The sequence below is a fragment of the Sandarakinorhabdus sp. genome, from assembly GCF_041689835.1.
In the GTDB taxonomy this organism is placed as follows: Bacteria; Pseudomonadota; Alphaproteobacteria; order Sphingomonadales; family Sphingomonadaceae; genus Sandarakinorhabdus.
The window spans coordinates 1-7751 of record NZ_JBDNFM010000075.1 but is presented as its reverse complement, the minus strand read 5'-3'; the positions used below and the strand labels follow the sequence as shown (position 1 = coordinate 7751).

At 65.0% G+C, this 7751-nt stretch carries 11 protein-coding genes; 3 read left to right on the top strand and 8 right to left on the bottom strand.

The features are described 5' to 3' along the window. The first annotated feature begins 118 nt into the window (after nt 1–118). Nucleotides 119–688: a periplasmic heavy metal sensor gene (locus ACESL8_RS03860; protein WP_372916152.1), complete on the top strand. Its 570-nt coding sequence runs from the start codon at nt 119–121 to the stop codon at nt 686–688. 23 nt (nt 689–711) lie between these two features. Here the strand turns inward: ACESL8_RS03860 and ACESL8_RS03855 are convergent, their stop codons facing one another. Continuing rightward, entirely contained in the window at nt 712–1575 is an 864-nt protein-coding gene (locus ACESL8_RS03855) for a D-amino-acid transaminase (RefSeq protein ID WP_372916150.1), read from the bottom strand. Between the two features lie 75 nt (nt 1576–1650). On the opposite strand from ACESL8_RS03855, the gene ACESL8_RS03850 reads away from it, so the two are divergent. Further along, nucleotides 1651–3033, top strand: coding sequence for a deoxyribodipyrimidine photo-lyase (locus tag ACESL8_RS03850; RefSeq protein WP_372916148.1), 1383 nt, complete (start codon nt 1651–1653; stop codon nt 3031–3033). Here ACESL8_RS03850 and ACESL8_RS03845 read toward each other — a convergent pair. The 7 genes from ACESL8_RS03845 to ACESL8_RS03815 form a co-directional block, all read right to left on the bottom strand. Continuing rightward, complete coding sequence (locus tag ACESL8_RS03845; RefSeq protein WP_372916146.1) at nt 3030–3734, bottom strand: pirin family protein; 705 nt, start codon at nt 3732–3734, stop codon at nt 3030–3032. The genes ACESL8_RS03850 and ACESL8_RS03845 overlap by 4 nt on opposite strands. A gap of 84 nt (nt 3735–3818) precedes the next feature. Further along, nucleotides 3819–4517, bottom strand: coding sequence for an SDR family NAD(P)-dependent oxidoreductase (locus tag ACESL8_RS03840; protein ID WP_372916144.1), 699 nt, complete (start codon nt 4515–4517; stop codon nt 3819–3821). Nucleotides 4518–4588: 71 nt separating this feature from the next. Next, nucleotides 4589–4957 (bottom strand): ATP-dependent Clp protease adapter ClpS, encoded by a 369-nt coding sequence (clpS, locus tag ACESL8_RS03835; protein WP_372916142.1) that lies wholly within the window; start codon nt 4955–4957, stop codon nt 4589–4591. Nucleotides 4958–5133: 176 nt separating this feature from the next. Then, the gene (locus ACESL8_RS03830; protein WP_372916140.1) at nt 5134–5634 is read right to left on the bottom strand and encodes a phasin family protein; all 501 of its coding nucleotides are present in this window, start codon (nt 5632–5634) and stop codon (nt 5134–5136) included. A 391-nt stretch (nt 5635–6025) separates the two neighbouring features. Then, nucleotides 6026–6562 (bottom strand): hypothetical protein, encoded by a 537-nt coding sequence (locus ACESL8_RS03825; RefSeq protein WP_372916138.1) that lies wholly within the window; start codon nt 6560–6562, stop codon nt 6026–6028. Continuing rightward, nucleotides 6559–6840 carry a cold-shock protein gene (locus tag ACESL8_RS03820; protein WP_372916136.1) on the bottom strand — a complete coding sequence of 94 codons (282 nt, stop codon included), beginning with the start codon at nt 6838–6840 and terminating at the stop codon, nt 6559–6561. The genes ACESL8_RS03825 and ACESL8_RS03820 overlap by 4 nt, the downstream gene beginning before the upstream one ends. Next, on the bottom strand, nt 6837–7241 hold the full coding sequence (locus ACESL8_RS03815; protein WP_372916134.1) for a M67 family metallopeptidase: 405 nt from the start codon (nt 7239–7241) through the stop codon (nt 6837–6839). Before ACESL8_RS03815 ends, ACESL8_RS03820 begins: the two co-directional genes overlap by 4 nt. Nucleotides 7242–7258: 17 nt before the next feature. Here ACESL8_RS03815 and ACESL8_RS03810 point away from each other — a divergent pair. Continuing rightward, nucleotides 7259–7751, top strand: a 493-nt coding sequence (locus tag ACESL8_RS03810; protein WP_372916132.1) for a pseudouridine synthase, incomplete at its 3' end; no start/stop codon positions are given.

Below are 7751 nucleotides of genomic sequence, written 5' to 3'. Positions count from 1 at the left end.
TTACCGCCACCAAAACCGAAATTGCTGCTGTCTCGCCGTCGGCCGAGGCCGCAGAAGGCGAGGCGGATGCCGCCTTTGCCATGGTGTTCACGCCGACGGCTGCCGAGGAAGACCTGATATGATCCGCAAGCTGTTGCTGGCTGCGTTGATCGCTGCCCCCCTGATCACCGTCCCCGCTTTCGCCCAATCCGCGCCGCCCGCGCCTGCCTCGCCTGCCGCTATTCCCGGCGTTTCTCCCGGCGGTTCTCCCGGCGTTGGGCCTCACGCCGGCCGCCACCATGGGCACGGTGCCGGCGGCCACATGCGCATGTTCCCATCACTGAGCGAGGCGGGCCGCCAGATCATGCGCGAAGCCATGGTAACCGGCGGCAATCGCCGCGACGACCGCAAGAAGGTGGAAGCCGCGCGCGGCAGGATGCTTGCTGCGCTTGAAGCCGAGCGTTTCGATGCCGGCGCCATCAAGCGCGCCATGGACGAGGAACGCGCGCTATCCGACGCCAGCCGCCAGCAGCGCCAGGCTGCGATGCTGGCCGCCTTTCAGAAGCTCAGCCCTGAAGACCGCAAGGCCTTCGCCACCGACAGCCGTGTCATGAAAACGCGGATGCATGCCCGCATGGATGGCTGGCGCGAACGCATGCGCGAACGCCGCGGTGAATCCCGCCCGCCGGCCGCGCCGATGCAAGACTGATCCATCCGCTCTGTTGTCGAACCTCAGGCCCGCCAGCCCGTCTGGCGGGCCACTTCGTTCCAGGTCAGCTCGGCCAACCGCGCCGTCACCGGGCCGGGGGTGCCGCTGCCCACCGCCTGCCCGTCGATGCGCACCACCGGCAGTATGGGCGCGGTGGTGGAGGAGAGGAAGGCTTCGTCTGCATGCATCGCTTCGGCCAGCGTGAACGGGCGTTCCTCCACCATCAGCTGCGCGCCTTGGGCCAGGCGGATCAGGCTGTCGCGGGCAATGCCGGGCAGGATGGCGGTACCGGTGGGGTGGGTGATGATGCGGCCGTCCTTCACGATCCAGGCGTTGGTGCTGCTGCCCTCGCGCACCGTCTCGCCGCTTACCAGCCATGCCTCGAACGCGCCGGCCTCCTTGGCGGCCTGCTTGGCCAGCACGTTGGCCAGCAGGCCGGTCGTCTTGATATCCACCCGGCCCCAGCGGTTGTCGGGCTGGGTAATCACGGCGATGCCGGTGGCTAATTGCTTGATGCGCTGCGCAAAATCGAAGCGCCGCACTGTCATTACCAAGTTCGCCGGAGCATCACTTGGAAACGCATGATCCCGCTTGGCGGTGCCGCGGCTGATCTGCATGTAGATGATGCATTCCGTATGGCCGTTGCGCTCGATCAGCCGCCGTGCCTGCAACGTGAGCGGGCCATCGGCAACACCCAGCGTGATGCCCAGTTCACCCAGATTGCGGCGCAGGCGTACCAAGTGCGGCTGCCAGTCCAGTATGCGCCCGTTCAATACGGCGCACACTTCGTAGATGGCATCGCCGAACTGTGTCCCACGATCCTCGACATGCAGGCTGGCCTGCGCCAGCGGCTGGATGCGCCCGTTGACATAGGCCAATTGCGGCATGGTGTTGCGTCCCGGTGACTATTGGAGCCGATGGGTCTAGCGGCTGATGCTCCAGATTGTCGAGAGGCCCTTTTGATGACCACCCAGCTTGTCTGGTTCCGCAACGATTTGCGCCTTGCCGATCATGCCGCCCTGATCGCGGCGGCGGCGCGCGGCCCGGTGGCGGTGTTGTTCATTCTCGATGATGAAACACCGGGCCATTGGCGCACTGGCGCAGCGCAGCGCTGGTGGCTGCATCACAGCCTCGCCAGCCTGGGCTGCGACATCGCGGCGCGCGGCGGCCGGCTGATCCTGCGCCGGGGCCGCGCCGGGCCGATCGTGCAGGTGTTGGCCGCGCAATTGCAAGCGGACGTGCACACGCTGATCCATCACGAGCCGTGGGCGCTGCACCAGTTGGACGAGGCTGGCGAACTGACCGCCCACATGGGCGTCACGCTGGCAGTGCCGGCCAGCGTGCTCAGCGGCAGTGGTGGGCGTTACCGGATTTTCACGCCGTGGTGGAAGAAACTGCTGGACCAGATGCCGCCGCCGCACCCGCGTCCCGTTCCCGATATGCGCTGGGCCGATACGGCGCACATTGCCAGCGATGATCTGGGCGCGTGGGGCCTGCTGCCCACCGCGCCGGACTGGTCGGGCGGCTTTGCCGATTGGCAGCCGGGTGAAGCCGGAGCAGCAGCGCGCATTGCCGAATTCGCCTGCCGTGCCGCGCGCTATGATGCGGCGCGCAACCTGCCGTCGGTGGAAGGCACCTCGCGTCTGTCGCCCCACCTCGCGCTGGGCGAAATTTCTCCCAATGCTGCGTGGCACGGTATCGCCGATGCGGTGGGTGAAACAGTTGCCGAACCCTATCTGCGCGAGCTGGGTTGGCGCGATTTTTCCGCCAACATCGTCGATCAATTCCCCGATCACGGCGACGCCCCCAACCGCGAGACTTTCGCGCGTTTCCCCTTCATCGACGATCCCGCCGGCCTTCACGCCTGGCAGCACGGGCAGACCGGTTATCCCATCGTCGATGCCGGCATGCGGCAATTGTGGGCCACCGGCTGGATGCACAACCGCGTGCGCATGATTACCGCCAGTTTCCTGGTCAAGCACCAGTTGATCGACTGGCGGCACGGCGCGCGCTGGTTTTGGGATTGCCTCGTCGACGCTGATTACGGCAGCAATTCCCAGGGCTGGCAGTGGGTGATGGGATCGGGCGTCGATAGCTCCCCGTTCAACCGCATTTTTGCGCCGGTGGGGCAAAGCGCCAAGTTCGGCGCCGGCGACTATATCCGCCGCTGGGTGCCGGAACTGGCCAAGCTGCAAGGCGATCTGATCCACGCGCCGTGGGACGCCGGCGCCGCGCTGATCCGTGCCGGTGTGAAGCTGGGGCGCGATTATCCGCAACCTGTGGTGAGGCACGAGGCCGCCCGCGCGCGGGCGCTGGCGGCCTGGTCTGACGTGAAAGCCGGTTAAGCCAGATCGAACACCAGCACTTCAGCGCCTTCGTCCGACGCCAGCGCCAGCACGGACACATCCTTCACGGCCAGCCCGTCGCCCTGTTTCAGGGCATGGCCGTTCACTACTAGCGCGCCGCGCGCAACCTGCACCCAGGCATGGCCGCGGGTGACCGGGGCGGTGAGCGTGCCGCCTGGTGCCAGCACGACGCGGCTGATGCTGGCGTCGCTGTGGATGGTAACGGCGCTTTCGGGCGCATCCGGCGCTGCGATCACGTCCAGCCGCGATTCGCCATCGGTAACGGTGGGCAGCGTCTTCTGCTCATAGCCGGGCGCGATGCCGCGTTCGTTGGGCAGTAACCAGATCTGCAGCAGGTGCACTTCGGCGCTGGCGCTGGCGTTATACTCGCTGTGGCGGATGCCGAAGCCGGCGCTCATGCGCTGGGCCTCGCCGGGGCGGATCACCGCGCCGCTACCGATGCTGTCGCGGTGTTCCAGCGCGCCATCCAATATGTAGGTGACGATCTCCATATTGTCGTGGGCATGGGTGGGGAAACCGCCGCCGCCAGCAATCCTGTCTTCGTTGATTACGCGCAGGGCACGGAACCCCATGACATTGGGGTCGTGATACTGGCCAAACGAAAAACTGTGCGTGGCCTTCAACCAGCCATGATCGGCGCGGCCACGATCTTCGGATTTGCGGTGCAGATATGTGGGCATTTCAGGTCTCCGCTGGATTAAGTTGGCGGGGATATGGGGATGTTCAAGCCGGTTGCCAGATGCCCATCTGTCCCGGCAGCCATATCAGAATGGAATGACGGCGCCCTGCCAATCGATCAGCAGGCCCGATTGCGCCGGCGTGGCGGTGTCGATCACACGCAGCAGGTGGCGGGCGCTTTCGTCGGGGGTAAACAGCGTTTTCACGCCGGACTGGAAGGGTTTTGACAGGCCGCTGTCAACGGTGCCGGGGTGCAGGGCCAGCACTACCTGATCGGGATTTCGCCGCACTTGCTCGATGGCCATGGTGTGCAGCAGTTGGTTGAGCGCCGCTTTCGAGGCACGGTAGCTGTGCCAGCCGCCCAGCCGATTGTCGCTGATGGAGCCGACGCGGGCGGATAAAGCGGCCAGTACGGTCTTGCGGCCCTTGGGCATCAACGGCAGCAGCGCCCGCGCCACCAACGCCGGGCCGATGGTGTTGACGGCAAAAGCTGTTGCCAGCGCTTCGGCGGAAAGCTGGCTGTTGGCCTTTTCCGGGCTCAACCCGGCGCCGTGCAGCACGCCGGTGGCGATGAACACCAGATCGGGCGCGGTAGTGAGGGCAGCGGTGGCAGCAGTGATGCTGGCTGCATCCGTTAGGTCAACACCGATGCTGCGGCTCCAGCGCGTGACGCTGGCGACGGCGGGATCGGCATCAAGCAGATCGGCAAATGCGGCGCCGATACCGCCGGTGGCACCGACGATCAGCGCGTTCAGGCCAGACTGGAAACTGGGGAGCAGGTTCATACCCAATCCATGAGGCAGCGGCGGAGGAAAGGGCAGGGGCCGCGTGGTCGCAGCTTATTCCTTTGACCCAGTCATTCCTTTTCCATCGTGCACTGTAGCGGGTGCTGGTGCTGGCGGGCAAAATCCATGACCTGGTTTACCTTGGTCTCGGCCACTTCATACGTGAAAATGCCGCACACGCCCACGCCGCGCTGATGCACGTGCAACATCACCTGCGTAGCGTCCTCGATGGTCATCTTGAAAAAGCGTTGCAGGGTGAGGACGACAAACTCCATCGGCGTATAATCGTCATTGAGCATCAGCACTCTGTACAGCGCCGGCTTGGCTGTTTTGGTTTCCGGCTTTGCGGCAAGGCTCACGCCGGTGCGGCCGCCACCGCCCCCCGCCTCACCGGCGTCACGCTCTTCGTCAATCATGCGCGGATCAAGGCCAGACAGCATCAAGGTTAACCCGGGGAAAAAGGGAATCGAATAGCCTCTATATAGCAAGATCGCGCCGCGAAAAAAGGGGCATCCCCCCGAAATGGAAACGCAAATGGGGCGAGCCGCCTGTTGGCCGCTCGCCCCATTCCATTACGCCAGCCCGGTCGGGCGAGGCCCTGTCAAGGGCCAGGCGTTTACTTGGCGGTCCAGGCCGACTTCAGCTTGTCAGTGGCAAGAGCCATCTGGTTCTGCATCGGTTCCATCACTTCACCGGCCAGCTTGACCATCATTTCGGTCATCTTGCTGTACTGCGCGACGGCTTCGTCGAACTGGGTTTTGGCGAAATCGCTCTGCAGTTGCATCAGTTCGTTCGGGGTCTTGGCAGCGGCCAGGGTCTTCACCATGGCCGACGTGCCTTCGAACGATTTCTTCGACGCTTCGGTCAGATGCGCCATCACCTGCTCGACGCCAGCAGTGGCAGCCTTGGCCGAAACCATCAGCGCATCAACGTTGGCGCGGGTCATTTCGGCCATCTCGTCCATGCTCTTCATGCCGGATTCGACGGCTTCCTTCGACTTTGCAGTCACCTGCTCCATCGCGGCCTTGCCATTGCTCATGGCGGTTTCGGCCTGGGCGTTGAGCTTGCTGGCGGTGTTGCGAACGGCGTCTTGGGCATTTTCAAACGTGGCGGCCATGATCGGCTCCTTTGGTGCGAGAACGGGGGAAGGTGTAATGGCGGCAATTCGTACCGGCGCTGGCGCAGCGGCAGGTGCCGCCACAACTGGTGCCGCCTCAACAGGTTTTGACGCGGCTGCGACGGGAACCGCCACTTCGACCACTGGCATTACCGGCTGAGAAGCAACGATCGGGGCAACAACGATCGCGGCTGGAGCCTTCGGAGCAGGCGCTGCCTTGGCCGGCGCTGCGGTCCTGACCGGCGCGCGCTTGGCGGCAGGCTTCGACTTGGGCGCTGGGGTTTTGGCGGTCATCTGCATCTCCAACTTTGCTGCAATGCAACATAAGCTGGGCACGGCCAGCTTTCAAGTGGGAAATGTTGCAATGCAGCATGGAGCGCTGCGCTCGTGGTCAAGCCCAGCGCAAGCCCTTGCCATCACAGGAAAGTGTCTTGCCGGCGCGGGCAGCAGCGTCCGAAATCATCCCGGCCACGGCGCTGCGATTGTCGCTGGCAGGGGCGCCAGCAAACACCGCCGCCACCGAATCGGGCCAGTTGCAGCCCTGCGCCACCTCCACGCCGTCCAACGTCACCCGCAGGCTGCGCATCCGATTCAGATCCGCCACCAGCATGGCGCGGCCCGCAACTAGTGGTGCCATGCCATCGGTGGCATCGCCGACAAATTCCCATTCCACGCTGGTGCCATCAAGCCCGGCCATCACCAGCTTGCCCAGCGGCGCGCCGGCCATGGCGCTTTCGCCGGCGCCCAGTGCAAGGCGCACCAGCCGCAGCCGCCCGGCCAGCCGCTGCGCGCCCGACTGGATCAGTTCGTTGATCTCGGCATCGGGTTTGTCATCGTCCAGCAATTCACTGGCCGTCATCACGCTGGCGATCGGCGTTGCCATGTCGTGGCACAGCCACCGCACCACCCAATGACTGATATCACTCATTCCACCACCCCCGGTTCGGCGGGCTCGTCATCAGCCCCATCGCCGTCTGCGTCATCGTTCGCGCCATCATCTCGCATCATCAGGCCCAGCGCGATCAGGCGGCCGTCGCCGTCCTGCGCCAGTTCGAAATCTAGTCGTTCGCCTGGCTGCAGCCGTGCCAGCCCGGCCGCATTCACCGCCGAAACATGCACGAACACGTCCCGCGGGCCAAGGTCCGGCGTGATGAAGCCGTAACCCTTCTTGCCATCAAACCATTTCACCCCGCCACTGGCCATCATGCCACCTCGATGGCGACAGGCTGAAATTGTGCCGGGCCAGCGCCCTGGCTATGTGGCGCCCACGCGGTGAGGCCGCCAGCGGCAACGATTAGCCAGATCTGGCCATTCTCGCTGGCACGCGCAGCATCGCGCGCCGATGGCTCAGGCCGGCCATTGGGATGGCTGTGCCAATGGCCGATCACGCGCTGCCCGGCGCTGCGCGCATCACGGTGCGCAGCGAGCAGCGTGGCCGGATCAATTTCGAAACTGCGGGCCGGATCGCGCGCGACGTTGCGGGCCGGCACCAGCGTTTCCGCCCGTCCCAGCTGCCCCAGCAACAGCCCGCACACTTCAGCATCCGGGGCGGCGGCGGCGGCATCCAGCAAAAACTGCCGATCCCCGCTTGATATCTGCAACTTCATGCCAACATCGCTAAGCCATGGGGGCCGAAAAGTCGATAAACATCACCTTGCCGGCAACGGCAGCCGGCCAGCGTCTCGACAAGGCGCTGGCGGACACGGTGCACTTGTACAGCCGCGAGCGGCTGAAGAATCTGGTGCAGGGCGGCAGAGTCAGCAGGGGCGCGGACGTGATCTGGGATCCGGCCACCAAGATGAAGGGCGGCGAGGCCCTGGTGCTCGATGTGCCGGAAGCCCGCCCATCAGAAACAGTGGCGCAGGATATCCCGCTCACCATCGTGTTCGAGGACGATCACCTGCTGATCGTGGACAAGCCGGCCGGGCTGGTTGTGCATCCGGCCGCCGGCAATTTCGATGGCACCATGGTCAATGCGCTGCTGCACCATTGCGCCGGGCGGCTTTCGGGCATCGGCGGCGTGGCGCGGCCGGGCATCGTCCACCGCATCGACAAGGACACATCGGGCCTGCTGGTGGTCGCCAAAACCGATCGCGCCCACGAAGGCCTGGCCGCCC

What these genes read in the sequence shown, in the direction of transcription:
- ACESL8_RS03860 (WP_372916152.1), top strand. Translation starts at nt 119, where the DNA reads ATGATCCGCAAGCTGTTGCTGGCTGCGTTGATCGCTGCCCCCCTGATC.
- ACESL8_RS03855 (WP_372916150.1), bottom strand. Translation starts at nt 1,575, where the DNA reads ATGCCGCAATTGGCCTATGTCAACGGGCGCATCCAGCCGCTGGCGCAG.
- ACESL8_RS03850 (WP_372916148.1), top strand. Translation starts at nt 1,651, where the DNA reads ATGACCACCCAGCTTGTCTGGTTCCGCAACGATTTGCGCCTTGCCGAT.
- ACESL8_RS03845 (WP_372916146.1), bottom strand. Translation starts at nt 3,734, where the DNA reads ATGCCCACATATCTGCACCGCAAATCCGAAGATCGTGGCCGCGCCGAT.
- ACESL8_RS03840 (WP_372916144.1), bottom strand. Translation starts at nt 4,517, where the DNA reads ATGAACCTGCTCCCCAGTTTCCAGTCTGGCCTGAACGCGCTGATCGTC.
- clpS (WP_372916142.1), bottom strand. Translation starts at nt 4,957, where the DNA reads ATGCTGTCTGGCCTTGATCCGCGCATGATTGACGAAGAGCGTGACGCC.
- ACESL8_RS03830 (WP_372916140.1), bottom strand. Translation starts at nt 5,634, where the DNA reads ATGGCCGCCACGTTTGAAAATGCCCAAGACGCCGTTCGCAACACCGCC.
- ACESL8_RS03825 (WP_372916138.1), bottom strand. Translation starts at nt 6,562, where the DNA reads ATGAGTGATATCAGTCATTGGGTGGTGCGGTGGCTGTGCCACGACATG.
- ACESL8_RS03820 (WP_372916136.1), bottom strand. Translation starts at nt 6,840, where the DNA reads ATGATGGCCAGTGGCGGGGTGAAATGGTTTGATGGCAAGAAGGGTTAC.
- ACESL8_RS03815 (WP_372916134.1), bottom strand. Translation starts at nt 7,241, where the DNA reads ATGAAGTTGCAGATATCAAGCGGGGATCGGCAGTTTTTGCTGGATGCC.